The organism is Sinosporangium album (assembly GCF_900100605.1).
Lineage (GTDB): Bacteria > Actinomycetota > Actinomycetes > Streptosporangiales > Streptosporangiaceae > Sinosporangium > Sinosporangium album.
In genome coordinates, this window is the sequence record NZ_FNCN01000027.1 from 22564 (window position 1) to 48993 (window position 26430).

The 26430-nt window shown below is 71.0% G+C and carries 22 protein-coding genes; 11 read left to right on the forward strand and 11 right to left on the reverse strand.

Annotation, left to right across the window (positions count from 1 at the left end):
• The first annotated feature begins 2 nt into the window (after window positions 1-2).
• From BLQ73_RS23345 to BLQ73_RS23355, 3 genes are read left to right on the forward strand one after another with little or no spacing between them, the layout of a single operon-like run.
• Complete coding sequence (locus BLQ73_RS23345; protein WP_093173362.1) at window positions 3-3551, forward strand: Hsp70 family protein; 3549 nt, start codon at window positions 3-5, stop codon at window positions 3549-3551.
• Entirely contained in the window at window positions 3548-4702 is a 1155-nt protein-coding gene (locus BLQ73_RS23350) for a serine/threonine-protein kinase (protein WP_093173365.1), read from the forward strand. Before BLQ73_RS23345 ends, BLQ73_RS23350 begins: the two co-directional genes overlap by 4 nt.
• Entirely contained in the window at window positions 4699-6978 is a 2280-nt protein-coding gene (locus BLQ73_RS23355; RefSeq protein WP_093173367.1) for a phosphotransferase, read from the forward strand. Before BLQ73_RS23350 ends, BLQ73_RS23355 begins: the two co-directional genes overlap by 4 nt.
• Before the next feature lie 784 nt (window positions 6979-7762).
• Here BLQ73_RS23355 and BLQ73_RS23365 read toward each other — a convergent pair.
• From BLQ73_RS23365 to BLQ73_RS23375, 3 genes are all read right to left on the reverse strand, one after another.
• On the reverse strand, window positions 7763-8566 hold the full coding sequence (locus BLQ73_RS23365) for a vWA domain-containing protein (protein WP_093173372.1): 804 nt from the start codon (window positions 8564-8566) through the stop codon (window positions 7763-7765).
• Window positions 8567-8651: 85 nt separating this feature from the next.
• Entirely contained in the window at window positions 8652-9602 is a 951-nt protein-coding gene (locus tag BLQ73_RS23370; RefSeq protein ID WP_093173374.1) for a hypothetical protein, read from the reverse strand.
• A gap of 185 nt (window positions 9603-9787) precedes the next feature.
• Entirely contained in the window at window positions 9788-10861 is a 1074-nt protein-coding gene (locus BLQ73_RS23375; RefSeq protein ID WP_143020398.1) for a M23 family metallopeptidase, read from the reverse strand.
• A 401-nt stretch (window positions 10862-11262) separates the two neighbouring features.
• Here BLQ73_RS23375 and BLQ73_RS33550 point away from each other — a divergent pair, with 401 nt between their 5' ends.
• Window positions 11263-12144 carry a class F sortase gene (locus BLQ73_RS33550; protein ID WP_218125975.1) on the forward strand — a complete coding sequence of 294 codons (882 nt, stop codon included), beginning with the start codon at window positions 11263-11265 and terminating at the stop codon, window positions 12142-12144.
• Between the two features lie 149 nt (window positions 12145-12293).
• Here BLQ73_RS33550 and BLQ73_RS23385 read toward each other — a convergent pair whose 3' ends face one another.
• The 4 genes from BLQ73_RS23385 to BLQ73_RS23400 form a co-directional block, all read right to left on the reverse strand.
• Complete coding sequence (locus BLQ73_RS23385) at window positions 12294-13352, reverse strand: hypothetical protein (RefSeq protein ID WP_093173378.1); 1059 nt, start codon at window positions 13350-13352, stop codon at window positions 12294-12296.
• Window positions 13353-13358: 6 nt separating this feature from the next.
• Window positions 13359-13862: a SigE family RNA polymerase sigma factor gene (locus BLQ73_RS23390; RefSeq protein WP_093173380.1), complete on the reverse strand. Its 504-nt coding sequence runs from the start codon at window positions 13860-13862 to the stop codon at window positions 13359-13361.
• Window positions 13863-14107: 245 nt separating this feature from the next.
• On the reverse strand, window positions 14108-15400 hold the full coding sequence (gene lysA / locus BLQ73_RS23395; RefSeq protein WP_245691314.1) for a diaminopimelate decarboxylase: 1293 nt from the start codon (window positions 15398-15400) through the stop codon (window positions 14108-14110).
• A 77-nt stretch (window positions 15401-15477) separates the two neighbouring features.
• Window positions 15478-16377, reverse strand: a complete 900-nt coding sequence (locus tag BLQ73_RS23400; RefSeq protein ID WP_093173384.1) for an alpha/beta fold hydrolase — start codon at window positions 16375-16377, stop codon at window positions 15478-15480.
• A gap of 190 nt (window positions 16378-16567) precedes the next feature.
• Between BLQ73_RS23400 and BLQ73_RS23405 the strand changes: the two genes are divergently transcribed.
• Entirely contained in the window at window positions 16568-16987 is a 420-nt protein-coding gene (locus BLQ73_RS23405) for a protein kinase family protein (RefSeq protein ID WP_093173386.1), read from the forward strand.
• On the opposite strand, the gene BLQ73_RS23410 is transcribed toward BLQ73_RS23405, so the two are convergent.
• Window positions 16984-17382: a DUF4259 domain-containing protein gene (locus BLQ73_RS23410; protein WP_093173388.1), complete on the reverse strand. Its 399-nt coding sequence runs from the start codon at window positions 17380-17382 to the stop codon at window positions 16984-16986. The two genes, BLQ73_RS23405 and BLQ73_RS23410, sit on opposite strands and share 4 nt — an antisense overlap.
• Window positions 17383-17510: 128 nt before the next feature.
• Here BLQ73_RS23410 and BLQ73_RS34240 point away from each other — a divergent pair, with 128 nt between their 5' ends.
• The 3 genes from BLQ73_RS34240 to BLQ73_RS23425 all read left to right on the forward strand — a co-directional run bounded on the left by BLQ73_RS34240 (window position 17511) and on the right by BLQ73_RS23425 (window position 20268).
• The gene (locus BLQ73_RS34240) at window positions 17511-17843 is read left to right on the forward strand and encodes a transposase (protein ID WP_275936314.1); all 333 of its coding nucleotides are present in this window, start codon (window positions 17511-17513) and stop codon (window positions 17841-17843) included.
• 26 nt (window positions 17844-17869) lie between these two features.
• Window positions 17870-18784 (forward strand): universal stress protein, encoded by a 915-nt coding sequence (locus tag BLQ73_RS23420; protein WP_093173390.1) that lies wholly within the window; start codon window positions 17870-17872, stop codon window positions 18782-18784.
• A 422-nt stretch (window positions 18785-19206) separates the two neighbouring features.
• Window positions 19207-20268: a polysaccharide deacetylase family protein gene (locus tag BLQ73_RS23425; RefSeq protein ID WP_093173392.1), complete on the forward strand. Its 1062-nt coding sequence runs from the start codon at window positions 19207-19209 to the stop codon at window positions 20266-20268.
• A 7-nt stretch (window positions 20269-20275) separates the two neighbouring features.
• Here the strand turns inward: BLQ73_RS23425 and BLQ73_RS23430 are convergent, their stop codons facing one another.
• Together BLQ73_RS23430 and BLQ73_RS23435 are read right to left on the reverse strand one after the other, a co-directional pair.
• Window positions 20276-20575: a hypothetical protein gene (locus tag BLQ73_RS23430; RefSeq protein WP_093173394.1), complete on the reverse strand. Its 300-nt coding sequence runs from the start codon at window positions 20573-20575 to the stop codon at window positions 20276-20278.
• 9 nt (window positions 20576-20584) lie between these two features.
• Window positions 20585-21187: a CE1759 family FMN reductase gene (locus BLQ73_RS23435; protein ID WP_093173396.1), complete on the reverse strand. Its 603-nt coding sequence runs from the start codon at window positions 21185-21187 to the stop codon at window positions 20585-20587.
• 175 nt (window positions 21188-21362) lie between these two features.
• Here BLQ73_RS23435 and BLQ73_RS23440 point away from each other — a divergent pair, with 175 nt between their 5' ends.
• From BLQ73_RS23440 to BLQ73_RS23450, 3 genes are all read left to right on the forward strand, one after another.
• Window positions 21363-22718 carry a nucleotide sugar dehydrogenase gene (locus tag BLQ73_RS23440; protein WP_093173398.1) on the forward strand — a complete coding sequence of 452 codons (1356 nt, stop codon included), beginning with the start codon at window positions 21363-21365 and terminating at the stop codon, window positions 22716-22718.
• Between the two features lie 5 nt (window positions 22719-22723).
• Complete coding sequence (locus BLQ73_RS23445; RefSeq protein ID WP_093173444.1) at window positions 22724-23800, forward strand: NAD-dependent epimerase/dehydratase family protein; 1077 nt, start codon at window positions 22724-22726, stop codon at window positions 23798-23800.
• A gap of 107 nt (window positions 23801-23907) precedes the next feature.
• Window positions 23908-25134, forward strand: coding sequence for a class I SAM-dependent methyltransferase (locus BLQ73_RS23450; protein ID WP_093173400.1), 1227 nt, complete (start codon window positions 23908-23910; stop codon window positions 25132-25134).
• Between the two features lie 24 nt (window positions 25135-25158).
• Here the strand turns inward: BLQ73_RS23450 and BLQ73_RS23455 are convergent, their stop codons facing one another.
• Window positions 25159-26427, reverse strand: coding sequence for an activator-dependent family glycosyltransferase (locus BLQ73_RS23455; protein WP_093173402.1), 1269 nt, complete (start codon window positions 26425-26427; stop codon window positions 25159-25161).
• Window positions 26428-26430: the final 3 nt, after the last annotated feature.

The window sequence follows — 26430 nt, forward strand, 5'->3', positions numbered from 1 at the left end:
CCATGCCGTTGAGGATCTACCAGGCGGCGCCGAAGGACCCCGAGGCCGTCACGAGGGACGCGCACGGCCACGTCACCCTGCGCCCCCGCGACGGACTGTTCGAACTTCCCGCCCTTCTCGCCGTGCCGACGAACGGCTCCGGCGCGCTGCTGACATGGCTGACGGTCACGGTCGAGGGGGCGTCGACGATGGAGTCCGCCTCGGCCATCCGGTCGGCCGTGGAGCGCGTGGCGCTGCCCGGCGGCGCCGTTCGCAGTGAAATGCGGCTGCCGGGGGCCGTGCTTCCGGCCGACGACGTCACCGGACCGCACGACCTGCGGCTGCGCTTCACGTTGACCTATCAGGACGCGAGCCCGTCGGGCCGCCCGGCCAATCCCGCACAACACTCTGCGAGGACTGACATGTCCGTGCGTTTCTCCCCGGACCCTCTGACGCCGACGCCCGCCCCGAACACGACACCGCATCCGGCCCAGCCCGCCCCGACCCCCACCGCTCCCGCCCACAGCCCCGCTCCCACGCACAGCCCGGGCGCGGAAGCGGTGGAGAACCGCAAACGGCCCGACCCCGCCCACCAGGGATACGTCGCGCTGGACTTCGGGACCAGCCAGTCCACGGTCACCCTGCTCGACCGGTGGCGCCCCACCCGGTCGGCGTTCCCGCCGTCGCAGACCGAGGTGCTGCGCCGCAAGACGCTGGAGCTGCTGACCCTCCACCCCAAGGGGCTCCCGAAGGGCGGCGAGGAGGAATGGCAGATCATTCTCGGCGCCCTGGCCGACCGCCTGGAGATCGACAAGACCCCCGACGGGCTGGGGGAGCGGCTCGGCGCCCTGCTGAGAGGGGAGGAGGGCATCCGAGGCGACAACCTCCACCGCGTGCTGCTCGCCCTGGAAGACCTCTACATCTACTGCGAGGAGGAAGTCCGCGACTGGCTGGCGCTTCGCCTCTACCGCGCCTATGACGCCGCCTTCGCCGCGCCCGCCCTCGACCGCTGGGACCTGCACCGCGTCGCGCTCGACTCGGCCCGGGGCGGAAAGGAGCTGTCCAGCAGGGTCGAGGTCAAGCGGAGGCGCCCCCTGGAGGTGCGCGTCGGCGACTCGGTCGTCACCCTCTCGGCCGGAGGGCCCGAGGACGCCGCCGACGTGTTCCTCGGGTTGAAGCAGAAGCTCAACGAGTTCGGCGACCAGAGGCTCTCCGACGGCACCGTGGTGTCGGCGCTCGACCTCATCGCCGCCGCGTTCAAGGACCTCGTCCAGCGCACCGACGACTACATCGGCCGCTCCTCCGACAGGCTCGGCCAAGGCGGCACCGACCAGGTGATCCTGACCTATCCCACGGTGGCCGGGCCGGGCGTGCGGGCCGGCCTTGAGCGCATCGCCCGAGAGAAACTCGGGGTGTCCGACGTGGAGATGCGTTTCGACGAGGCCGTGGCGGCCTCGTTCTTCTTCCTGATGCGCGACCTCGGCGGCGACCCGGCCACCGGCATCGAGGCCCTGCGCGCGAGGTCCCGCCATATCGGTGACAACCTCTGGCGGCACAACATGCTCGTCGTGGACATCGGCGGCGGCACCACCGACATCGCCCTGCTCGCCCTCAACCTGCGGGAGGAGACGCCCCAACTCCCCGGCGCGAAGCAGGGAAGCCGGAGGACCGGCCGCTACTGGCGGATCACCCCGACGCTCCTCGGAGCGGGCGGAAACGCCCAGCACGGCGGCGACCACCTGACCCTGGAGGTCTTCCACTGGCTGAAGACCGTGCTGGCCGACCGCCTGATGTCGGCCTGGAGCGATCGGCCGACCGTCGCGGCGACCCTGGAAGTGCTGGACGAGCCGTTCGTGGACGGCCAGCAGCACTACAGGCCGGGCGCCCTGCTCGACCACGCCGTCAAGCAGGTCGAGGCGACGATGACGCTGGCGTGGCAGTCCGGGCAGGCCGCCGACGCCCGCGCCAGGCATCTCCAGGTGGAACGCGTCGTCCCCACCCAGTGGAAGGAGGACCCGCGCAGGCGCGCCCTGTTCGACAGCCTCTGGAAGCTCGCGGTGAAGACCAAGCACGAGCTCGGACGGCTCATCGCCGAACGCCCCGACCAGGCGTACACCGTCGACGAATCCGACGTCGACGACCTGGTCGTCCTGCTGGAACGCATCCACGCCGCCGAGGACGGCGAGGCGCCCCTCGGACCGATCACCCTCGACACCTCGCTGTTCCGGATGCTCGCCGTCAAACACGTCAAGGACGTCTGCACCCTGGCGACCACCCTGGCGCACGACAGACTCGGCGGGCAGCCGCTCGACCGCCTGATCCTCACCGGCAACGCCACCCGGCTGCCGCTGGTGACCAGCGTGTTCTCCGACAAGTTCGGACGCGACGCGCAGGACATGCTCGTCATCGCCAGGCTGCCGAAAGAGGTGACGGTCGAGAAGGAGTACGCCAAGCACGCCACCTCCGTCGGCGCCTGCTTCGCCAAACACCTGCGCGCCTTCGGCCACGACAACCCCGAACACGCCGTCGACGCGCTCATGCGCGGCGACACCATCATCTACGTGGACGTGGAGAACCTGTTCCTCGATCTGCCGTGCGATTTCAAACTCGTCGGGCAGGGCAAGTCCGAGCAACCGATCATGAGCGCGGGCGACGCCATGCACCTGCTCGGCGACGGCCACCACACCCGCATCCGCAGGGACACCGGGGCGCTGACCGAGAGCTACCAGATCCGGCGCGACGAGTCCATTACCTGGGTCCAGTTCAACTACATCGCGCGCCTGGAGCAGGAACGCGCGGAAGGGCTCGTTCCCGAGGACTGGCGGCACGACCGCTCGGTCTGGGTGGGCAAACTCGGCGAGGTGCACACCGCGCTGGAGTTCGACGAGCGCCTGATGCCCACACTGCACCTGTGGCGGGGGCCGCGGCCCCACTATGTGATCACCGAGCCTCCCGCGGGCCGGCTCGGCGTCCGGCGCCCCCCTTCCCCTCAGGAGCCAGGCCGCAGAACCCTGCTCGACGGACTGCGCGGCCGATCCGGCGGCACCGAGCCCTTCCCCACGTACGGCACCGCCACGCAGTCGGAACCCGCGGGCGAAGGCAACGTCTTCGACCGGCTCAGGGGCCGCATCGTCGTCAACCGCACGCACGACGCGCAGAGCGACGGAAGCGCCGTGTTCGAGGAATCCGCCGATGGCCCGTCGCTGTTCGTGGAGACCTTCCACATCCGCGATGGAAAGACCACGACCATCCGCAGAGGCGCCATCTTCGGTCCGCTCCCCGAACCGGTCAACGGCGCGTGGACCTTCGAATACTGGCCGGACGGATCCTCCGACAACTTCGAGTCGCTCGGCACCGTCAAACGGCTCACCGCCCAGCGCGGCGTCGCCCACTTCGTCACCCTCGACGACGCCGGGGAGCTCCGCCTGCATCTCGGCGAACCGCCGTACCGCACGGCCGCGAGCCTGAAAGAGGTCGAGGACGTCCCCGGCACGGTCCGCTCCTACCTGGTGGCCGACCATTCCGACAAGGACTGGCAGGTCAACCGGCACCCGTTCAGCGGGCTCCAGTGAACGACCCCCTCGCCGAACTCCTCGGCGTGCCCGGCTCGGAGCTGGCCAGGCGGCTGCGCGCCGGGCTCGAACTGGTCGACGCCGCCCTGCGCGACGCGAGCACCCGGGACGGCGACCCGGGCGCCGACCTCTACCCCGAGGTCGGCGCCCGCCTGGCCCGCCTGCTGTCCCCCTCCGGCCAATCGCCGGAGGGGGACACCCCCGCGGGGACCGCGCCAACGCCGGCGGAGGTACGGCACGAGCCCGCGCGGCGGCCCACCCCGCAGCCCGCGCGGGTGGACACCGGACCGCGGGCGCAGCCCGCCCCCGCCGCCGACCCCCGCCTCGACCTCATGGAGCGGTTCGCCAAGGCGACCGCCGAGGCGTTCGGCCGCAGGCCCGCCGCCGCCGGGCCCGGCCCGGCGTGGCAGCGGTTCTGCCTGGACCTGCTCCGCCTCCCCGCCCACGAGGCCAGGCGGTGGCGCGATGAAGCCGTCGGCCTCGACCCGGGCGACGGCGCTCAATGGGACACCGCGCCGGCACTCGCGGAGCCCGAACCGCTCATCCACCCCTGGCCGGAACAGGGCGTCGTGGGTCTCAAGACGACACGCGGCGCCCACCCGCCGGCCGAGCTGACGACCGCCCTCGGCGAGGCGCCCGGCGCGCCCCGCCTCGCTGTACTCGGCTCGCTGCTGCTCGCGCTCGCCGCGCGCGACCATGAGCTGTACGACTGGGCGTCGGGGGCGGGCGAGCGGCCGCTGCTGCTGAGCGACCCGCAGACCCGGGACATGCTCCGAAGCCGCCTGCTGAAACGGCTTGAGGCGTACGGCAGGCCCGGCGTCGCCCCCGAGGCCCGGCTGCTGCGGCTCGTCGAGGTCGACGAACACCTCTGCTCCGTCGTCCACCTGCCGCTCGCCGCCCAGGAAAGCTGGTGGTCGCGGCTGTGGCAGGCGTCGCGGGCCGAACTCACCGCCATGCGCCGCACGGTGCCGGGCGCCGTCGTGCGCAGGTTCGACGCGGTCGGCACCCGTATGGATGAGATCGCCGGGTGGACCTCCGGCGACGTGCGCGTCGAAGGCGAGGACGGGCGCGTGCTGCACTGCCTGCGCGCCTACGCCGAGGCGGGAGGCAAGAAGAAACCCGGCCGTGTCATCTTCGGGGCGCGCTCGTGACCGCCCAGACCACCCCTCGGCGCTGGCCGAGGCCCAAGGACTACCTCGCCGCCGTGTCGCGCTTCGCCGACACCGCCCGCGACCCGGCGCTGCGGGAGGCGGCGCCGGTCCTCCGGGACGGGAGGGCGTGGCCGGTGACGGGGAGATACGCCTCGGTGTTCGAACTGCGGACGCCGGGCGGCCGGTCGTACGCGATGCGGTGCTTCCACCGCGAACCGCACGGCGTCGCGCCGCGGCTCGCCGCACTGCGCCAGTGGCAGGCGGTCGAACGGGTGCCCGAACTGGTCTGCCCCCGCTGGTGCGAGCAGGGCATCGAGGTCGAAGGCACGGTATGGCCGGTGACCGTCATGCCGTGGATCGACGCCCGGCCGCTGGACACCTACATCGAGGACAACCTGGCCGAGCCGCTCCGCCTGAAGGCGGTGGCGGCCCGCTGGTTCGACCTCGTCGCCCGGATGCGGAGCGCCGACATCGCCCACGGCGACCTCCAGCACGGCAACGTCCTGGTCACGGCCGGGAACGAGCTGCGGCTGGTGGACCTCGACGGGATCTGGGTGCCAGGCATCGCCGCCGTGCCGCCCGCCGAGATCGGCCTGGCGGGCTACCAGCATCCGAAGCGCACCCGCGACGACTGGGGGCCGGATATCGACCGGTTCTCGGCGCTCGTCATCCACCTGTCCCTGCTCGCCGTCGCCCACGACCCCGCGCTGTGGAGCGGGGACAACCGGCTGATCCTCGGCCGCCGCGACTACGCCGACCCGGCGGCCAGCCAGGCCGTCGCCAAGCTCCTCGCCTGCGGCGACCGGGAAGTGGAGCACTACGCGAACGTCCTGGTGCGGGCGTGCGCCGGGTCCGTCGCCGAGGTGCCGCCCCTGACGGGCCTGCCCCGCGTCGACCTCGCGGGTCTGCGGCGTACGGCGCAGGAAGGCGTCAAGCAGCTCAAAGCCCTCCACGAGGGCGGCGGGCTCGACGCGGTGCGGGAGGCGGTCACCCGGCTGAGGGAGACAGGGGAGCACCTCGCGAGGAGGACCCTGGACACGTCGGCCAGGCTGAGGAGGAGGTGGAGGAGGGGCCCCGGACCGGGCGCGGCGGACGGTTCCGCGCGGGACGGGAAGACCCGACTGTACGACGCGAGCCGGCTGTACGACGCGAGCTGGCTGACCGAACGCCGGGAAGGCGGGCCGGACGGCTCCGCGCCGGGCACCTCGCAAACCCCGGGACCGCCCCGCCCGCCCCCGGCGGGCAGGCCGGCCCCGCCCGGGGCCGCAGGGCCGGGCCCGTCCACGGCGGCTGCCGGGCTCAGGGCCGCGTCGTCGGCTCCGGGCACGTCCGCCTTGAGGCACGGCCCCTCTCCGACGGGCGGCGGTGGGCCGAGCGCGGCGCCGGTCAACACGATGCCGTTGGCCACCGCGACCGCTCCGCCCACCCGCGCCACCCCGGGTGGGCGGAGCGGGCGGGGGCGCGGGGCCGGGGTGCGCCCTGCCGTACAGCCTGTGCCGGCGGCGTTCCTGTGGTGGTTGGCGGCCGTCGGGCTGGTCGAGCCCGTGCTGTGGCAGTGGTCGGCGTTCACGCCGACGCCCGACGCCGGGATGCTGATCACGCACGCCGGGCTGCTCGTCGCCGCGCTGCTCGGCTGCCTGCTGCCGGGGGCGGCGCGGACGCAGGCCACCGCGTTCGGCGTGGGACTCGCCGCCTCGGGGGCCGCCTTCGCGCTGCCCCCGGCGGGGCGGGCCGCCTGGGCGTGGTACGAGGGCGGGCAGGTGTCGCCCGCGGTCCTGTCAGCCGCCTTCGTGCCGCTCGTCCTGTGGTCCGGCGCCTACGTCGCCGCCCATGTCGCGCTGCGGCGGCAGGAGTCGGTCCTCGCCGCCCCGTCCCGCGCCGCCCCCCTCGCCGTCATGAGCACCGCCGTCGCCGGAGGGCTGCTGGTCGCGGTGGCCGGTTCCACCGTCGACCTGACCGCCGCCGCCGACCTCGGCGGGGTCGCCGCCGGGCTCCTCGGGTTGCCGCTGATCGCCCTCTGCGCCGCGTTCGGGACCCGCAGGGTCGCCACCCGCGTCCTGTGGCCTCTCGGGCTCGCCGCCGGAGCCGCCCTGCACGCCATCCAGGTCGACACCCGTGCTCTCGCCGGATTCCTGCCTTACGCGTGGGGAGAGCTGGTCACCTTGGTCGGCCTGCCGGTCGACCCGTGGCACGGCCTCGTGCCTCTCGTCGCCGGGCTCGCCCTGCTCGTGGTGTCCACTGTCGCCCTGGCCGTCGCCGCGATGCGTCGGCGCTGAGTCCCTGCCCGATGAGACCCCGCCCGCAGGGCGCCCGGCGGCAGGGCGTCCACCCGGGGGAACCCTGCGGATCAACGTCAGGTCGTCCGCCGCGATCGCCCCGTCCGCCCGCAGTACGGCGAGGGCCTCCGCCAGCTCGGCGACCGGCAGGGCGCCCCACTCCTCCCACACGGGCTCGCCGTGCTCGGCGCGGCGCACGGCGTAGTGGGCCACGGCGTCGGTGGCGAGGAACACCGGGGTGTCGGCCCGGCACACCCCCTCCGTCACCGCGAATCCCGCGCAGGCCGCCTCCTGGAGCCGGTCGAGGGTCGGCACCAGCGACGTCCGCGGCCCGAACTGCTCGGCACGCGTCAGCGGGAACGACACCGGCCGCCCGTCGAGCACGACGAACACGCACGTGTCCCCGAGGGCCGCGGCACGGTAGGCGATCAGGCCGTCCCCGGCGGGGGCCGTCTCCAGGAGCAGGAGCGTCGCGAAGCTGCCCTCGCCGTCCAGTTTGAGCCGGGCGAACGGCGACGCCGCGCCGGGAAGCGCCGCCGCCCCCGCCAGCCACTCCGCCGCCGCGTCGGCGATCCAGCGGGCCGGGTCGGCGAGGGGGCTGTGCCGTACGGCATGAGCCGCCAGGACCGCCGCCCACCGCCCCGCGTCGATCGCGCTGCCGGCGCCGTCGCTCAACGCCACCCGGCTCCCGCCGGAGCCGTCGTCCGACGCGTGGAAGGCGTAGGCGTCGTCGCCGCGCTCCCCGGACTTGGGGACCGAGAGGGCCTCCCAGCGGAGGCGGGGATCAGACCCACTGCCGGACAGGGCGGGTTCCGAGGTCGAGGAATGCCACAAGCTGGGACTCTTCTGCATTGAAGGCGAAACCCCTCGCCTCTGGTTCGATGGGGAAGTCGGCGAGGTCGGCCATCTGCCGGGGGATCGTGCTGGACGCCTCGAACAGCACGCGGGCATTGGGGTCGACCACGATCGGGGGTTTCGCCGGGAAGAAGATGGCGTGTCCCTTGATCTCGGACAGGTGGATGTTGAAGAGCAGCACGTTGCCGTCGGTGGTCGACAGGTTGGTGAGGTGGGCCGCTTGAACGCGGGGGTCGCCGTCGGTGGCGGCGCCGTCGGTGATGTTCAGCACGATGGGCGGCAGGGCGTCCGGGTGGCGGGCGATCCACTCGCCCGCCAGTCTGGCCGCCTCGGTGAGCGCGGCGCACATCGCCGTCTTCCCTCCCGCCGCCGGAGTGATCCACCCGAAGGAGGCCGACAGGTCGCCGCCGTCGCCGGAGCCGCTCGATGGTATGGCTTGCGCCGTACGTTCGAGCTCGGGCACCGAGACGATGGGGTTCGGCGTCAGGAGGCGCACCTCGTCGGAGTAGCCGATCAGGCTGACGTCGCAGTATTCCCGGGCGGGCCGGTCGATGTCGCGTTTGCAGGCGAGGACCAGCTCCAGGAGGCTGTCGTTGACCACCTTCGCCAGCGCCTGCGCCTTGCTCCGCTGGGAGAGCCCGGCGAGGGGGCCGGTCATGGAGTAGGAGTGGTCCAGAAGGAAGATGAGATATGCCGGATTTTCCCGGTTTATCTCTGCGGAATAGGTGCTCACGCCACGTCACACAACCAGCTTCCCCTCCTTCTGACAACCAGGGATTTTAGGGATTTTTCCCTGATGCGCTGTCCGGGTGATGCGTTCAGTTCCACTCCCAGCGGATGCCGTGCACTCCGGCGCGGGATTCGAAATCGAAGATGTGGACCGAGTTCCAGTTGCTGACCCGCAGCTCCCGGCGGTCGGTGGGCTCGGTCTCGATGTTGGGCTGCCAGATCTGGTAGCAGCGCGCCGGGAGTGCCTGTTCGTCGAAGCGGACCTGCAGCAGGTATTCGCGGGTCGGGAAGCGGAACCCCCGGACCCACTGCATGCTGGGAGGTCCGCCGCCCGGGTTGGTGAACGCGTAGTCGATGACGTAGGTCTCGCCCTGCGCCAGCGGGTGGTCGAAGATCAGCTCCGCCGCTGTCAGGCCCCGCTCCGGGTCCGACCGCACCCGGCCCACCCTGCACAGGTCGCTGGTGACGTCGATGGGGGCCACGCGCTCCTCGTTGTGGTGGATCGCCACGTAGCGGTCTACGCCGGCCCGCCGCGCCCGGAACACCACGCGCGACCGGGCGGCGAGCTCCTCCCGGCGCGGCCCCACGAGGTAGGTCTCGTGGTGGCTGAGCGTCTCCAACTGGCCGTCGACCGGGTTGTCGATGTCGTCCAGCAGATCGGACAGGCCGCCGTGGACGACGCACACATCCTCATAGGTGAGCGATCCGGGGACGTGCTCCAGCCAGCGGCCCCTCGGGCGGCGGGGGCCGATGAGTGTGACCAGGGAGTCGGGTTCGAGATCGAGGATCTCCTCCAGCACCCTGACCGCCCGGAGCGAACGCGCCCGCTCCGGACGGCACAGGCCGCGCTGCCAGTAGCTGAGACTCGCCACACTGACGGGGATGCCGCGCTCGGTGAGCCGGGCGTGGATGCGTTCCAGGCTCAGCCCGCGCGACTGGATCGCCAGTTGAAGTGCCCGATCGAAGGGCCCGCTGCGCAAGGCGGTGTTCAGCTCGGGGCTGGCCTCCATGGAACCCGACGGGGTGATACGCCGTGACATCGCAGGACTCCTGATGACGCCGTAAGCCTTCGGAGCCCACATCTTGTCGGGGGAGCCCCGCGATGTCTATTGGGGTAGTTAAGTAGTTATAGGACAACTCTATGTAAGCAGGTCGTTATCGCCCTGTTATCGGAAGCCCGTGCGCATGCGGGAATGTGATGCAGATCACTCTTTCGGGGAGGGGGTCATTTCTCCTGCGAGCAGGGCGGCGTGCTCGGGGACACCGTCGGCGACGGCTCGGGGTTCGGCTGCGTGGTCGTCTCGGTGCCGTAGTTCTGGATGAAGCCGCCCACGCCCACCGTCGTCCCGCCCCGGCGGGCGCTGCCGCTGTAGGCGCGGGAGCCCTCGACGAAGGTCCAGCCGCCGATCGTCTTGCCGGCCAGCGGCACGAACGAGCCGCCCTGCTTCAGGCCGAAGTGGACATGGTTGCTGCCGGCCGAGCCTCCGCAGGGGATGCGGGTGCTGGTCATGCCGAGGTAGTCGCCCATCTTGACCGGGGTGCCGTTGGGGCGGATCTCATTGGCCAGGTGGTAGTACTCCGTGGTCCAGCCGTTGTCATGCACGATCCGGACGTGCCCGCCGTTGCGGCACATGTCATAGGCGCGCCCGGACTGCGCGGCCAGGACGCGGTAGCTTCCCCTGCCGAAGGTCTTGTTGAGGTCGATCGAACTCCACGGACGGGGCTGCCCGCTCCACCCGTGAGGCCCCCCGATGATCGCCCAACTCTCTCCCTGCGGGTACGGCAGAGCCAACCCCGTCCTGGCCTGCAACGCGGTCGCGGCCTTCGGGGCGTTGCGGGCGTTGTTGGCGAACGTCTGCTTCTCCGCCCGGTCCACCAGAGCGTCGGGGGACCGGGCGATCATCTCGGCGAAGGCCGGAGTGCCCTCCAGCCCCACCTTCCACTGGCCGTTCACCGATTCCGCGACGAACAACCACCCCTCCGGGGCGGTGTGGTCGCCCTGCGCGGCCGTGATGACGCTCGTGCCGAACGACCACATGCCGCTCTGCCGCTGCGCGTTGACCTGCGGCTGCTGCTTCTTGGAGGCCAGTGCCGCCGAGCTGAGGCCGCTGCGGCTGAGCATCGCAGCGGCCACCGCCTTCTCCAGACCCGCCTGCGCTGCGGGGGCCGTGGCGGGAGCCCCCGACGCGCTGGAAGTGCTTGGCGGGGTCGGCGAACTCGCCGCGACGGCCGGAGCGATCGTCGCGAGGACAAGTGCTCCTGCCGTGGCGCCGATCCAGAGTCTTCCGCGGAACCTCATGGGTTGCTTCCTCCATGTTTGGGACGGGTTCCGAGAGAATCTGGTAACCGGACAAGTCCGGGCAAGGGTGTCGAGGCTGGGGGCGTCAATACTCTTAAGGGGGATAAGGGGTGTTATGCGGGGGTACGGGCTGGCCACCTGGGGATTTGTGACCGATCTGAGATGGACTGTGGGCTTGAATTGAAATTCAGAGAGTGTACTCGCTTTCACTGAACTGCGGTCTTTGTGAGTATTTACGTGCTTATGTCGTGATTGGTGAGATGTGCCGCTGGAGGGCGCTGCCGTACGGCGCGAGTGGGCGAGTGAACGGCCTCTCATAGGCACTTCATGGTGGCGTAACTGTGACAAAACAGCCTTTAGTCATCCGCAGAAGGACTGCGGTAAGGACTCGGGAGCCCCTCATGACGCTGACGATGCGGCGAACGATGCTCGTTCTCGCGGTCGTCCTCGGTTTCACCGCGCAGGGCGCGGCTCAGGCCGCCGGACAGACCGCACCTCCTCAGGCGGCGGGCGCCGCTCCGCAGGCCGATCTTCGCGACGACGATGACGGCGACGGCGGCGACAACGACGATGACGGCGATGATGACGGCGACAGACGCGGAGGTCGGGATGACGACGATGAGCACGACGACCACCGCGTACCGCGCGGCGGTGTGGACACGGGTGCGGGCGGGGCGTCGGACGACGACGATGACGATGACGATGACGACCGGCGGGTGCCGCGGGGTGGCGTGGACACGGGCGCAGGGGGCATGTCGGACGACGACGATGACGACGATGACGATGACGACCGGCGGGTGCCGCGCGGCGGCGTGGACACGGGCGCGGGCGGCATGTGGAACGTTCAGGTGGCCGACCCGGTACGGCTCCGCATCCCCGCGATCGGTGTGTCCACCAAGATCATCCCGCTGAAGATCGGCTCCTCGGGCCGCCTGGCCGCGCCGAAGAGCTTCACCAAGGCCGGCTGGAACCGGCAGGGCCCCGAGCCGGGAGAGCGGGGCGCGGCGGTGATCGCCGGGCACGTCGACTCCAAGTCCGGCCCCGCCGTGTTCTACCGGCTGCGCCAGATGCGCGCTGGTGACAAGGTGCACGTGGACCGTGCCGACGGCACGACCGTCACGTTCCGGGTCACCAAACTGGCACGCTACAACAAGACCCGCGTTCCCTCCCGGGCCGTCTACGGCTCGACGAAGGACGCCCAGCTCCGCCTCATCACCTGCGGCGGCACCTTCGACCGCAAGCGCGGCAGCTACCGCGACAACCTGGTGGTCTTCGCCCGCTGACGCCCGCGACCGATCAGGCCCGTTCCTCCCCGGCCCTGAACAGGCAGATCGTCCCCCCGTCCGGTCCGGTAGGCCGGTCCGGACGGGGGAATGGCAGGACCTGTGCGGCACGGGAGGCGACGGGCCGCGGGCGCGTCCCGGTTCCCGGCCTATCCGCGGTCTTTGTAGACGACGAGGGAAAGGGCGCCGGGCCGCTGCCGGTAGTGGGAGATGTGCGTTCTGAGGCGAACGCTGATAGTGATCGTCTTCCGGCCCCGGGAATCGGCGTCACCGAGCATGGTGAAGATTCGGTGACCCCGAGCCTGGAGCGACGGGTCGAAGCACGTGACGGTGACGGGAGCGTTGATCAGGCGGCCGTTGATCCGAAGATCACCCGCGATGCGGCGGGCCAAGTGCTTTCCGCAGTACGTGATGAACGTGAAGTTCCTGCCCTTGGCGGGGACGGTGATCTTCAACTCCTGGGTCGCCGGCCACGTGCCGCGGGTCGTTCCCACCACGGTCCGCCCCTCGATCGGCGCGGGCGTCAAAGGGGAGGGAGGCACCGCTTCGCCAGGGCCGGGCGGTGTCCATTCGTAGACGCCGAACCGCCACACCGGCAGTTTCCTGGGCCTTGTGGCGGGGTCTGCGGCGCCCGCGGCGAAGGTGAGCGTGGCCCGGCGCGCACCGGCGGGGAGGGGCTGCATGTCGATGGGCCTGCCGTCCTGGCATGTGCCCGTCAGCGTGCCGTTCGGTGACAGGCCGATCGGCACGGAGGCCCCCGGAACCTCGGCGGTGACGAGCGGAAAGTTGTATTGAGCCGCCAGCCCGCCGGGGCAGTCCCACAGGACGGCGAGGGGTTTTCCGCTGAGCTCCACGTCCACGCTCGTCGGCTTCTTCGACAGCGGGTCGAGCATGGCCGTGGCCAGTCTGCGGTAGACCGTGCCGTCCGATTCCACAATCTGCGGCTGGAACGGGCCGCTGGGGGCGGCGAGGACTCGGGTGTCGTTGCTGCGGTCCGGCGCGGTGACGACGTTTCCCGCTGGGAGGACGGTGACGGCGACAGCCACTGCCGCTGCGCCGGCGGTGGCGGTCAGCGCCGCGGCTGTGAGGCGCCGGCGCCGGGAGCCGCGGAGCCGCGCCCGCAGCTCCGGCCAGGGGACGGGCCGTTCGGAGGCGGGTCTACTGCGTTCGTCCAGAAGTTCACGGAGATCACGTTGGTTGATGGGCATCGAGGCTTACCTCCTTCTCGTCGCGAACGTCGAGGTGACCGCGTCGTCGACCCGCAGTTTGGCCAGCGCCTTGCTGGTCTGGCTCTTGACCGTCCCCACGCTGCATCCGAGCGTGTCGGCCGTCTGGGCCTCGGTCAGGTCCTCGAAGAACCGCAGGACCACCACTGCCCGCTGCCTGGGCGGCAGGCGGCCGAGGGCCTTCCAGACGAGCTCGCGTTCGTCGATCTCGCCGCTGTGGTCGGCGGCCTGTCCCCGGTCGGGCGGCACGTCGGTCGTGATCTCCGCCGTGCGCCGCTTCCGCCGCCACCACGACAGGTGGGCGTTGAACATGATCTTTCGAACGTAGGCTTCGCGCTCATCCCCGATGCGGCCCCAGGCGCTCCAGGCTTTGAACAGCGCCGTCTGCACCAGGTCCTCGGCGGTCGCCCAATCCCGGGTGAGCAGGTAGGCGGTTCGGAGCAACCGGGGCCATGCCCCCGCGACAAAAGCCTCGTACTCCGATCGGTCCACGATTCACGGGTCTCCCTCAGTAGTGAAGTTCACCCGTATTACGCGGCCAGCGCGGAGGAAGGTTGCCCGGGACGGCGGAAGCGAACGCCCGGCGCGTCGGTGACGCGCCGGGCGTGGGCCGGTCCTGCGTGACGGCCGTCGGGCTGTGCCGTCGGGCTGTGCCGCCGGGCTGTGCCGCCGGGCTGTGCCGCCGGGCCGTGCCGCCGGGCCATGCCGTACGGCAGGCCGTGCCGTACGGCGGAGGCTCAGGAGGTGTAGAGCCGCAGCAGGTCGTCCTCGGTCTCGCGGCGGACGGCGACGGTGACCCGCCCGCCGCGTACGGCGAGCACGGGCGGACGCAGGACGTGGTTGTAGTTGTTCGCCATGGACCGCTGGTAGGCGCCCGAGGCGGGGATGGCGAGCAGGTCGCCCGGGCGGGTGTCGGCGGGGAGCGGCATGTCCCAGCCGAGGATGTCGCCGCTCTCGCAATGCTTGCCGACGAGGTTGACCGGCCGGGCCGGGGCGTCGGACACGCGGTTCGCGAGGGCGGCGGTGTAGGCGGCGCCGTACATCGCGGGCCGCGGGTTGTCGCTCATGCCGCCGTCCACGCTCACGTAGACGCCGACGCCGGGGATCTCCTTCACGGTGCCGATCTCGTAGAGCGCGACCGTGGTGGGGCCCGCGATCGAACGCCCCGGTTCGACGGCGAGGACCGGGGGAGCGGCCAGGCCTGCGAGGGCGTCCCGCAGCACCGCGACCAGCTCGGCGGGGGTGGGCGGCGCCGGGTCCTCGGCGCGGTAGGCGATGCCGAGCCCCCCGCCGAGGTCCAGCTTGGGGATGCGGATGCCGTGCCTGGCCTCGCACTCGGCCAGGAAGGCGGCCATCCTGGCCGCGGCCTGCGCGAACCCGGCGAGGTCGACGAGCTGGGAGCCGATGTGGGAGTGCAGCCCGACGAGGTCGAGGTACGGCTCCGCCGCCACCGCCGCGACGGCCTCGGCGGCCAGGCCGAGGCCCAGGGAGAACCCGAACTTGGACCGTTCGCCGCCGGTGGCGATGAACTCGTGGGTGTGGGCGTCGACGCCGGGGGTGACGCGGATCATCACGCGCTGCCGTACGCCGGCCTCGCGGGCGACCTCGGCGAGGCGTTCGATCTCGATGAACGAGTCGAGGACGACGGCGTTGACCCCGGTGGCGACGGCGCGGCGCAGCTCGGCGACCGACTTGTTGTTGCCGTGGAACGTGATGCGCTCGGCGGGCATGCCTCCGGCGAGGGCGACGGCCAGTTCGCCTCCCGTGCAGACGTCGAGGGACAGGCCGTCCTCGGCGAGCCAGGTGGCGATCAGCGGGCACAGGAACGCTTTGCCCCCGTAGTGGACCTCCCCGTCGGGAAGCGCGTCGCGCCAGGCGCGGGCACGCCCTCGGAAATCCTCTTCGTCGAGCACGTAGGCGGGCGTGCCGTACTCGGCGGCCAGGGCGCGCACGCCGACCCCGCCGAGGACCAGCTCCCCGTCGATCCTGCCGGCCGTACGCGGCCACACCTTGTCGATCACCACGGTCATGGTGAAAACGGTACCGGCATGCTGACCAAAGCGATAAAAGAGCATCGAAGCCTTCGATTGCTCACAATCACCGGCAATCACGATTCTTGGCTTCCCCGCAATGTGTCACCACGATGCTTCGGTGCGCAGGACGTGACGGCCCGGTCGACCAGCTCCCGGACGCGGGCGTCGTCGTTGAGGAGGCCGCTGCCGTGCAGGGTGCCTGGAACGAGAAGAAGATGTGGCTTCTCCTTGGCGGGCATTCGGGTGGCCAAGGTCCGGGCGTTGGCCGCGATGGCGGGGCTGCCCTCTTCGGCGGCGATCCAGAGGGACGGGGCGAAGGAGGACATGTTCACCGGCCTGAGCCGCCCGGCAGGCTCCTCGATCGAGAGCGCCGGCGAGATCACAACCGCAGCGCAGGAAGGCGGCATGCGGAGCGGCATCAAAGCGTCGGTGGGGCCGAGCCTCTCCTGGAGCGACTCGGGCATGGCGGCCATCAGCGCGATCGGCGCGCCGTAGGACGCGCCGAGCATGACGAAGGCCGGCTTGTCCCGCCCCGATCGGTACCGGGTGGTGACCGCCCACTTGTGCGACATCAGAAAGGCCGCGTCGACGGTGTCGCTGGGGTAGAGGTGGGCTTCGGCCCTCCCCTCGCTGGATCCGAAGCCCCGGCGATCAGGCACGATGACGCGGACGCCATGGGTCTTGGCGAGCCGCGCCGCCTCCTCAAGCCAGTCGCACAGGGTTTGGGTGCCGCCGTGGACGACGACGACCACGACGTCGGCGGACGGCGAGCCGATGACGGCCGCGCCCAGGCGGACGCCGTCGATGGCCTCGACGACGACGCGTTCCGCGCCGGAAGGCACGGAGTCGCACTGGGCGTCCAGCGCGGCGTCGGGCGTGACCCGGCGTGGGCCGCCGCCTCCGCAGGAGACGAGGAGGAGGGCGGCGGCGGTCGCGAGGGCCGCGGCCGTACTCAGGCGAGGACGCCGTTTCATTCCCGCTGCCTCCTCGATCTCCCGCGGTCTGGTCGGGCACCCATGATCGCGACATTAGCACCTATTTGTCCTGGAATCGGCGTTGATCGACGGGGCCCAAAGCTGCGCCGCGGGAGGGTTCGGCGGGGAGCGAGTTCGACGCCGCCGCGAACCAAAGCGCGGCCCAGGGCGTCAGAGGGTACTGGCGAGGTTGAGACACGCGCCTCTCAAGAACACGATCCCGCGTAGGTCGCACGAGAGGAATGGCATATGGCCAGGGCATCCGCCCTGCTCCCCGGCGACCCGGCCCAGTCTGGGCGACTTCTGGCTGGCCGGGCGTCTCGGCGCGGGCGGGCAGGGCGTCGTCTACGAGGCATACGATTCCGACGGTGCGCGCGTCGCGCTCAAGGTCCTCCATGGCGACGCGGCGGACGACCCCGCCCTGCGGGGGCGGTTCGGGAAGGAGGCGACGGCCGCGCGCCGCGTCGCCTCCTTCTGCACGGCCAAGATCCTCGCTGTGGACCTGGAGGGGCCCAAGCCGTACATTGTCAGCTCCGCCCGGTGGCCGGGCCCGCTCGTGCGGTCGGGGACCGGGTCGGCAGATCCGGCGGGCTGGCGGAGCTCCCTTTAGCGGAGGGCGGTGCGGTAGGGCTGCAGGCGGGTGGTCCAGATGTCGAGCGCTTCGGCCTCGGCCCACAGGTCGTAGAGCTCGTTGTCGTCCGGGCGAAGCGCGCGCTCCAGCGTCTCGGCGGCGAGCTTGCGCAGGTCGTCGGATACGTCGAAGGGATTGGCGGTGAGCCATGTGCTCGCGTTCCCGGCCTCGGGGGAGCGGGACCGGCGGGCGGCGACCAGGCAGGCCACGGCCACCGCGCCCGACATGTCGGGCCCCTCGATGTAGTCGTCGGCGTCGAGCATCTCGCGCATGGCCCTCGTCACCGCCGCCGCGACATCGTCGACGCCGTCCAACTCGCCGAGCAGATCGAGAGCGCCGTCGTTGTCGAACGGTCCGTAGTCCCAGGCGCCCATCAGAGTCTCCCGAGGGGACCGTCGCCTTTAGGCGACGGGTGAATCGGGAGCGGGAGGGCCGCCACGGCCCGAGCGTGCAGTGACCTGTCTGGTCTGCGCATCAGAGGTCTCCGTTCATCGCGTGTCAGATGTGCAGCGCTGCTATAACGGACGAGCACGGCCGGGAGATCGCGGCGCTTGGGGTGATGCCCGACCACGTGCACCTGTTGGTCAAGCCGCACCCGAAGAACCCGCCGTCGCATACGGCCGACCGGTTCAAGGGGTTCACCTCCCACCACCTGCGCGCCGAGTTTCCGCACCTGCGCTCCCGTGCGATTGGAAGGCCGCGCGCCGGAGATCCCTGCGCCGAACACTCGCCAGGCAGCATAGAGGCCGCCACCGACAGCGAGCGTGGATCGCGAGGGGTTCCGGCCTTCTCCATACACAGGGAAGAGGGATGTTCTCCCAGATCAGGGGCATGACATCGCTCGCGGGGAGGTGAGCGGACATGATCGTGGCGGGGGTGGACGGGTCGGCCGCCGGGCTGGAGGCGGCGACGTGGGCCGCGCGGGAGGCGGCGCTGAGGAAGGTGCCGTTGCGGCTGGTCCACGTGATTCCGCGGTGGGTCCGCACGATGGTGGAGGACGCGCCGTACGGGGAAGTGGGCCGCTGGATGCGGGAGGGCGCGGAGTCGGTCCTGCGGGACGCGGTCGAGCACGTCCGGGAGGACAGGCCGGCCGTCGAGGTGAACGCGGAGGCGGTGCCCGGCGACTCGCGGCGGGTGCTGATCGACATGTCGCGATCGACGGACCTGCTGGTGGTGGGAAACCACGGCATCGGCGGCTTCCGGGGGCTGCTGCTCGGCTCGGTGGCGCTCGGGGTGGCGGGCCGTACGGCGTGCCCGCTGGCCGTGGTCCGCGCCGGGGGCTCCACCGCGCGGGGCGATGTGGTGGTGGGCGTGGACGGCTCGGAGGGGAGTACGGCCGCCGCCGCGTTCGCCTTCGCGGAGGCCGCGCTGCGGGGCGCCGGCGTGCGGGCGATCCACGTCGTGGCCAGGCTGCCCCGCGCGATGGAGGAGGTCGCTGGGGCCCATGAGCGGGTCGAGCCCGAGGCGCGCGGCGGCGTCGACGTGCCTCGGGGGTGGAGGGCCCGGCGCGAATACGCGAAACAGGCCGCCTGTACGGCGGTGGCCGAGCAGTTGGAGTCGTTGCGGGCACGCTATCCGTCCGTTCCGGTGACCACGCGGGACGCCGAAGGGCACCCGGGTGAGGTGCTGTCGGAGGCGTCGGTGTCGGCCCAGCTCATCGTGGTCGGTTCCCGGGGGCGTGGTGGTTTCACCGGGCTTGTGCTGGGTTCGGCGGGTCACGCCCTGCTCCATCACGGCCGCTGCCCCACGGTGATCGTCCCGCCTCCTCAGGAATGAGTCCTCGGTGCGGCCGGTCCCGTTTCCGCGACGGGGTGGTGACGGGGGCACCGCTGAGGAAGGCGCCGGAAATGCGTCCGGTAATCAAATTCGGAAAAACGTGAGCGGCGATGCGGTGTCTTATCCATGTCCTATCCACGTCCTATCCATAGTCCTATCCATAGTCCTATCCATAGTCCTATCCATAGTCCTATCCGATAGTCCTATCCGTGTCTTATCCGCGCCGGATGGTTTATCGGCCATTGGGTGATATATCACCCCGATCGTCTCTTTAGACTGATCCCGCCCGGTGGTGCGGCTCGAACGCCGCAGGGTTTCCGGCGCTAGGGCTGCTCTTGCCCTGATGGTGTCCCGCCATGGAGATGAAACCGCAGGTCAGCGGGGAAGAAGACCATTGTCTTCACGCATTGGCTGGGGGAGCCATGGTGTACTTGCGAATCGGCCGTATTGGAATTCTGTCGTTGAGCGTTGTGGCCCTATCGGGGTGCCTGCCGTGGCTGGGCAAGGAGCAGCCCAAAGCCGTCTCGCCGCAGGTGCAGGCGAGCGCCGCGCAGGCCAAGGCGGCGGCGGCCCGTGTGGCGAGCCTCGCGGCGGCGGCCAAGGCGCGCGCGAACGAACTGGGGCAGATTCCGGTGCTGATGTACCACCGCATCGTCGAAAAGCCCGCGACGGTCGACGATTTGACGCCCAAGCAGTTCCGGACCGAGATGGTACGGCTGGCGGCCGAGGGATATGTGCCGATCACCGCGGCCGAGTACGCGACGGGACGGATAAACATCCCGGCCGGCAAACACCCCGTCGTGCTGACTTTTGACGACTCGTCGCCGTCGCAGTTGACGCTGGACGGCATGGGCGTGCCCAAGGCGGACACCGCGGTGGGCATTTTGCTCGACGTGGGCCGCCGCCACCCCGGCTTCCGGCCCGTCGGCACCTTCTACGTGACACGTGACATGTTCGGTGTGTCCACCCCCGAGGAGCAGGCCCAGATGATCACCTGGCTCCGCAACAACGGCTTCGACGTGGGCAACCACACGCGTGACCACCACAACCTTCGCGGCCGAGACAAGAAGGACGTGCTCGCGCAGGTCGCGGCCGGCCACAAGCTGATCACGGACCTGGTCAAGGAGGCCACGCCGGTGACGCTGGCTCTGCCGTACGGCAACCAGCCCGACAAGGCCGACTGGGCGCGCAAAGGCAGCTCCGGAAGCGTCAACTACGACTACGGCGGAGTGTTCCTGGCGGGCTACAACCCGGCGCCCTCGCCGTACAGCAAGGACTACAACGCGGTCGGCATCCCCCGCATCCGCTCCGGCGCCAAGGCCGGCGACTGCGTGCGGTTCTGCTCCGGCGCGTGGCTGGACTGGTTGAAGGCGAACCCCGACAAGAGATACACCTCCGACGGCGACGTGAAGACGGTGGCCTATCCGAAGTTCAAGGCGCCGTTCATGGCGAAACGCTACGACAAGCAGGCCCTGGCGTACTGACGACGCACTAATCCTGCGACCGCCAGACGGCCTCGAACGCCTCGGCGGAGATCTGCGTCAGGCTCCAGATCTCCACCGCCTGGTCGGTGAGGAACCCGCGCCGGTCCTCCAGATGCCGCCACCAATACCGGTGGGGGACCCGCGCGGGGTCGATCTCGATCTGCCGCACCGCCCAGTGCTCTCCCTCGCCCTCGACCGTCTCGAACAGCCAGATCCCGCCGTCCTCGTCGTCGCCGCGCCAGTGGTGGAACGGTCCGCCGGACTCGGCGAGCTGCCTGATGACGGGTCCTCGGAGGTCGTGAGCCATGCGCTCACTCTAGAGACCTCCGCTCGGCGGCACCGCCGTACCGGCCGCCCGACAGGACCGGTCGCCGTTGACACGGCTCACGCCGCCCGGCAAGGCGGCCGCGAGTTCCCGCGCGGCCCTGTCGATCCGGGCCTCCAGCCGGTCCGACCCCCAGTCGCCGGGCGCCGCATACACCGTCGTGCGTACGGCGTGAGCCCCCAAATGCGTGAACATCGGCCGCATGGCGTGCTCCAGGGCGAGTGTGTGCCTCGCCGTGCCGCCGGAGGCGGCGATCAGCACGGGGACGCCGTCGAGCGCCGCCTCGCCGAGCAGATCGAAGAACGATTTGAACACCCCGCTGTAGGAGGCGGTGAAGACCGGCGTGACGGCGATCAGGCCGTCGGCTTTGACGACGGCCTCGACCGCGGCGCGCAGTTCGTCGGTGAGGGAGCCGGAGACCAGCCGCGCGGCGACGGCCACGGCCAGGTCGCGCAGTTCGACGGACACCACGTCCAGCGGAGATGCCCCCGCCAGGTGCTTCTCAGTCGCCGTGGCGAGGAGCTTCGCGAGCCGGCCGGTCGAGGAGGGCAGGCCGAGACCGGCGGATACCACGGTGAGCGTCAAGGGCTTCATCGCTACTCCAGAACAGGCGGCTGAATTGAAATGTGCCTGAGGAAATGCGGCGGCGCCAGAGGATAGGGGCCGGGCTAGGGGTTGTTCATCGCCACCGAATGGCGATTATGGGGATCGGTGATTATCGAATTACGGGGATGTTTCTACTTATAGAGAAATGCCGAATGGAGCTCGCATGCGATTCCTTCCCGACCGGGAGAGCGTCACGGCAGCGGTCATCGGACTCGGCTATGTGGGATCGTGCCTGGCCGCGGCTCTGGCGGACCGCGGCATGCCGGTGGTCGGCGTGGACACCGACCGCACACTGGTCGAGGAGATGAACCGCGGGCATTGCCGGTTCAAGGAGCCCGAACTGCCGGAGCTCATCGCGCGGCTGGCGGGCACTCCCGCCCTGCGCGTCACGACGTCCTATGAGGAGGCGGTCGAGGCCGCGGACGTGGTCGTCATCGCGGTGGGCACGCCCGTACAGGAGGACGGGGCGCTGCTCGACACCCAGCTGCGCGGCGTCTGCGAGGCGCTGAGCGCGTGCCTGCGGCCGGGCCGGCTCGTGATCTTCAAAAGCACCGTGCCGCCGGGCACGACCCGGGAGCTGCTCGTCCCGCTGCTCGAACGGGGCGGACTGCGCGCCGGCGTCGACTTCGGTGTGGCGTTCTGCCCAGAGAGGCTGTCCGAGGGGGTGGCGCTGAGCGAGCTGCGGCGCTTCCCGGTGGTCATCGGCGGCTGGGACGCCAACAGCACTGCGGCGGCGGCCGTGTTCTGGGAGGACGGGCTGGGCGTGGAGGTCGTGCCCTGCACCTCGCCGGAGGTCGCCGAGATGGTCAAACTGGCCAACAACTGGTGGGTCGACCACAACATCGCGATGGCCAACGAGCTGGCGCTGGTGTGCGGGGCGGTCGACGTGGACGTGCTCGAAGTGATCGCCGCGGCGAACTCCATCGACAAGGGCAACGGCAACATCAACATCCTGACGCCCAGTGTGGGTGTGGGAGGGTCGTGCCTGACCAAGGACCCGTGGATGATCGTCCACTCCGCCCGGGAGCGGGGTGTGGAGCTGCGTACGGTGCCCGCGGCCAGGAAGGTCAACGACTCGATGCCGCGGCACACCGCGTCGCTGATCGTCGAGGAGCTGGCCAAGCACGGCAAGTCGCCCGCCGGGGCGAAGGTGGCGGTCCTCGGGCTGGCCTTCAAGAACGACACGGGCGACCTGCGCGCCACGCCGGTGGAGCCGGTGGTGGCGGCGCTGCGCGAGGCGGGGGCGCGGGTCAGCCTGCACGACCCCCTGGCCGACGCCGACGACGCGCAGAAGACGTTCGGCGCGACCCCCGCCGCCTCGGTGGCCGAGGCGGTGCGCGACGCCGACTGCCTGGCGCTGCTGGCCTGGCACCGGCCGTTCAAGGAGCTCGACCTGACCGCCTTGAAACCGCTGGTCGCCGACCGGTGCGCGGTGGTGGACGGGCGGGCCTACCTGTCGAGGGAGCAGATCGACGGGCTGGAACGGGCCGGCTTCTCCTACCGCGGAATCGGCAGGTGACCGGCATGGGAGCGGACAGGGCAGCGGACAGGGCAGCGGGCACGGCAGCGGACAGGGCAGCGGGCACGGCAGCGGACAGGGCAGCGGGCAGGGGGACCGGCGCCGCCCGCGTCGTCGTCACCGGCGGATCCGGATTCGTCGGCCGCCATCTCGCCCGCGCCCTCGCGGAGCGGGGCGACGAGGTCACCGTCTTCGACATCAGCCCGCCGCATCCCTCGGGCATCGCCGACGGCGTCAGGTATGTGACCGGCGACGTCCGCGACATCGACGCCCTGAGCACGGTGATCGACGGCGGCATCGACGTCGTCTACCACCTCGCGGCCGTCGTGGGCGTGGACCTCTACCTGGCACGGCCGCTCGACGTGGTCGACATCAACCTCATCGGGACCAGGCACGTACTCGAACTGGCCGAACGCGCCAGCGCCAAGGTGATCTTCACCAGCACCAGCGAGGTGTTCGGCAAGAACCCCGGCGTGCCCTGGAGCGAGGACGCCGACCGGCTGCTCGGCAGCACCGCCACCGACCGCTGGAGCTACGCCACCAGCAAGGCGCTGGCCGAACACCTCATCTTCGCCTTCGCCCGGCAGCGCGGTCTGCGGGCGTCCATCATCCGCTACTTCAACCTGTACGGCCCCGGCCAGCGTCCCGCCTTCCTCGTCAGCAGGAGCATCCACCGCGCTCTGCGGGGCGTGCCGCCGGTGGTCTACGACGACGGCGGCCAGACGCGCAGCTTCACCTACATCGACGACGCCGTCTCGGCCACCCTGGCGATCGCGGATGCCGCCGCGGCCGAAGGGGAGTCCTTCAACGTGGGCTGCTCGGACGAGATGTCGATCGGCCACGCGGTCAAGCTCATCGTCGAGCTGACGGGCTGCGCCCTTGAGGTGGTGCCGGTCGACACCCGGCGCCGGTTCGGCGACACCTACCAGGACCTCAGCCGCCGCATCCCGGACACCACCAAGGTCCGCACGCTGCTCGGCTGGCAGAGCACGGTCCCGCTGCACGACGGGCTCGCGGCGACCATCGAGTGGGCGCGGGCCAACCCGTGGTGGCTGGAGCAGCCCGACACGGCCTTCGCGTGACGGGGACTTCTCGTGACCGGGCCTTCTCGCGACGCCGCGCGGCGACGAGTCCCGCCGGCGAGACGCCAACCCTCTTCCCAATGATCAACAGGTGCTGAGGAGACCACATGCCCAACACGTCCCAATGCCGCGTCTGCCCGGGTCAGGTCGGCGAGTTCTTCGACTTCGGACGCCAGCCCGTGGCCGACGCGTTCGTCAGCCCGGGCGGGGCGCAGGAGGAGTTCTTCTACCGCCTGCGCGTCGGCGCCTGCTCCTCCTGCACCATGGTGCAGCTCATGGAGGAGGTGGACCGGCAGCGTATGTTCCATGAGGGCTACCCGTACGTGTCCTCGGGCTCGTCGGTCATGCGCAGCCACTTCGAGGGGATGGCCAAGCACTTCCTGACGTCCGAGCTCACGGGGAAGGACCCCTTCATCGTCGAACTCGGCAGCAATGACGGGATCATGCTGAAGACGATCGCCGACGCGGGCGTCAGGCACCTCGGCGTGGAGCCTTCGGGCGGCGTGGCCGAGATGGCCAAGGCCAAGGGGATCCGGGTGCGCAACGACTTCTTCGAGGAGTCCGTCGCGCTCGACATCCTCGAAAACGACGGGCAGGCCGACGTCATCTACGCGGCCAACACCCTGTCTCACATCGCCTACGTCGACTCCATCTTCAGCGGGGTGGCCCGCCTGCTCGCCCCCGGCGGAGTGTTCGTCTTCGAGGACCCGTACTGGGCCGACATCGTGGAGCGCACCTCCTTCGACCAGATCTACGACGAGCATTTCTTCCTCTTCACCGCCACATCCGTCCAGACCGTGGTGACCCGCTTCGGCCTGGAGCTGGTGGACGTCGAGCGGCTCCCCACGCACGGCGGCGAGGTGCGCTACACGCTGGCCCACCGGGGCACCCGCACGCCGAGCCCCGCCGTGGCGGAGCTGGTGGAGTGGGAGCGGGGGCTGTGGCTCACCGACCCGGAGACGCTGCGGGCCTTCGGGGAGAACGCCGACCGCAACAAGGCGGAGCTGGTGGCGCTGCTGCGCCGGCTGCGCGACGAGGGCAAGCGGGTCGTCGGGTACGGCGCCACCGCCAAGAGCGCCACCGTGACGAACTTCTGCGGGCTGGACTCCGACCTGGTCGAGTTCATCAGCGACAGCACGCCGTTCAAGCAGGGGACGCTCTCGCCCGGCGCGCACATCCCGGTGCGCGCCCCCGAGGCGTTCGCCGACCCCTACCCGGACTACGCGCTGCTGTTCGCCTGGAACCACGCCGAGGAGATCATGGCCAAGGAGAAGGCGTTCCGCGACGCGGGCGGGCGGTGGATCCTCTACATCCCCGACGTGCGCGTGGTGTGAGGGCGGGTGCCCGGGCCGGAGCGGTCAGGCGGCGCGGGCCGCGAGCCTCTCCAGCTCGGGCACCAGCTCGTTCGGTCCGGGCATGGCCCGCATCTCGCCGCTCAGCCGCGCCGCCTCGCGCGAGAAGGACGGCTCGGCCAGCATCCGCTGGAGCGCGGCGCGGGTCCGCTCGGGCGTGTCCCGCTCTCCGGCGGGCACCGCGAGCCCCGCGCCCTGCTTGACCAGCAGGTCGGCCAGCAGCGGCTCGTCGAACATGTGGTGGGGGAGGACAAGCTGCGGCACGCCGTACAGCAGGGTCGAACAGATCGTGCCGGACCCGCCGTGGTTGATGACCGCGGCGCAGGTCGGTGCGAGGACGTGCAGAGGGGTGTAGCCGACGACCTTCACGTTGTCCGGCGCCGTGCCGACGCCGGTGTGCCGGCCGGGAGGGAGGGTGGCCACGATCTCCACGGGGAGGTCCGCCAGCGCCTCCATGACCTCGCTCACCGGGGCCACGTAGCCGCCGAGCCTGTCGGTGGCGGTGCTGCCGAGGGACAGGCACACCCTCGGCCGGTCCGGCGGCACGCGCAGCCAGTCCGGGACGACGGCCCTGCCGTTGTACGGCACGAAGCGCATCGGCAGCCTCCGCACACCCGGCGCGGTGTCCAGCCGGAGCGAGTCCGGCATGTAGTCGAGCGTGAAGTCGCCCCGGGTGAGGCTCTCGGAGAACAAGCCGCCGTGCCGTGCCGCCCGGCTGCCCAGCCACGACGCCATCGCGTCCGTGCGGTCACCGCCGGTACGCCCGGCCATCAGCCGCAGGTAGTGGCCGCGCAGCCGCGCGGCGAGGTCGAGCCCGAACAGCAGGCGTCCGTGCGCGGCGCCGCACGCCCGTGCGGCGACGGGCGCGGCGTAGGTGAGCGGCTCCCAGATCACCAGATGGGGCCGCCACCACCGGCAGAACTCGGTCAGCTCGGTCATCATCGACTCGTTGATGACCTTCCACCACAGCGGCAGCAGCGCCTCGCGGTAGCCGCGCTGGAGGTGCTCCCACGTGAGTCGCTCCGGCTCCCGGGCCAGCAGGTCGAAGGCCGGTTCGCCGCCCTGACCGAGCCGGCGGGCCCACGCGGCCACCTGCGGGAGCAGGTGGTCGCGGCCGACGGGGGCCGCGGTGAGCCCGGTCGCGGCGATCACGGGGGTCAGCTCGGGTTGGCTGGCCACCAGGACCTCGTGGCCTTCGTTGCGCAGGGCCCACCCGAGCGGCGCCATACCCAGGAAGTGGGTCTTCTCGGCGAATGTGGCGATCAGCACGCGCATTGC

Excerpts from the sequence above, each read along its gene's own strand:
- BLQ73_RS23385 (WP_093173378.1), bottom strand. The coding sequence starts at position 13,352 with ATGCCCATCAACCAACGTGATCTCCGTGAACTTCTGGACGAACGCAGT.
- BLQ73_RS23375 (WP_143020398.1), bottom strand. The coding sequence starts at position 10,861 with ATGAGGTTCCGCGGAAGACTCTGGATCGGCGCCACGGCAGGAGCACTT.
- BLQ73_RS23450 (WP_093173400.1), top strand. The coding sequence starts at position 23,908 with ATGCCCAACACGTCCCAATGCCGCGTCTGCCCGGGTCAGGTCGGCGAG.
- BLQ73_RS23430 (WP_093173394.1), bottom strand. The coding sequence starts at position 20,575 with ATGGCTCACGACCTCCGAGGACCCGTCATCAGGCAGCTCGCCGAGTCC.
- BLQ73_RS23420 (WP_093173390.1), top strand. The coding sequence starts at position 17,870 with ATGATCGTGGCGGGGGTGGACGGGTCGGCCGCCGGGCTGGAGGCGGCG.
- BLQ73_RS33550 (WP_218125975.1), top strand. The coding sequence starts at position 11,263 with ATGACGCTGACGATGCGGCGAACGATGCTCGTTCTCGCGGTCGTCCTC.
- BLQ73_RS23400 (WP_093173384.1), bottom strand. The coding sequence starts at position 16,377 with ATGAAACGGCGTCCTCGCCTGAGTACGGCCGCGGCCCTCGCGACCGCC.
- BLQ73_RS23440 (WP_093173398.1), top strand. The coding sequence starts at position 21,363 with ATGCGATTCCTTCCCGACCGGGAGAGCGTCACGGCAGCGGTCATCGGA.
- BLQ73_RS23445 (WP_093173444.1), top strand. The coding sequence starts at position 22,724 with ATGGGAGCGGACAGGGCAGCGGACAGGGCAGCGGGCACGGCAGCGGAC.
- BLQ73_RS23410 (WP_093173388.1), bottom strand. The coding sequence starts at position 17,382 with ATGGGCGCCTGGGACTACGGACCGTTCGACAACGACGGCGCTCTCGAT.
- BLQ73_RS23345 (WP_093173362.1), top strand. The coding sequence starts at position 3 with ATGCCGTTGAGGATCTACCAGGCGGCGCCGAAGGACCCCGAGGCCGTC.
- BLQ73_RS34240 (WP_275936314.1), top strand. The coding sequence starts at position 17,511 with ATGTGCAGCGCTGCTATAACGGACGAGCACGGCCGGGAGATCGCGGCG.
- BLQ73_RS23425 (WP_093173392.1), top strand. The coding sequence starts at position 19,207 with ATGGTGTACTTGCGAATCGGCCGTATTGGAATTCTGTCGTTGAGCGTT.
- BLQ73_RS23370 (WP_093173374.1), bottom strand. The coding sequence starts at position 9,602 with ATGTCACGGCGTATCACCCCGTCGGGTTCCATGGAGGCCAGCCCCGAG.
- BLQ73_RS23455 (WP_093173402.1), bottom strand. The coding sequence starts at position 26,427 with ATGCGCGTGCTGATCGCCACATTCGCCGAGAAGACCCACTTCCTGGGT.
- BLQ73_RS23435 (WP_093173396.1), bottom strand. The coding sequence starts at position 21,187 with ATGAAGCCCTTGACGCTCACCGTGGTATCCGCCGGTCTCGGCCTGCCC.
- lysA (WP_245691314.1), bottom strand. The coding sequence starts at position 15,400 with ATGACCGTGGTGATCGACAAGGTGTGGCCGCGTACGGCCGGCAGGATC.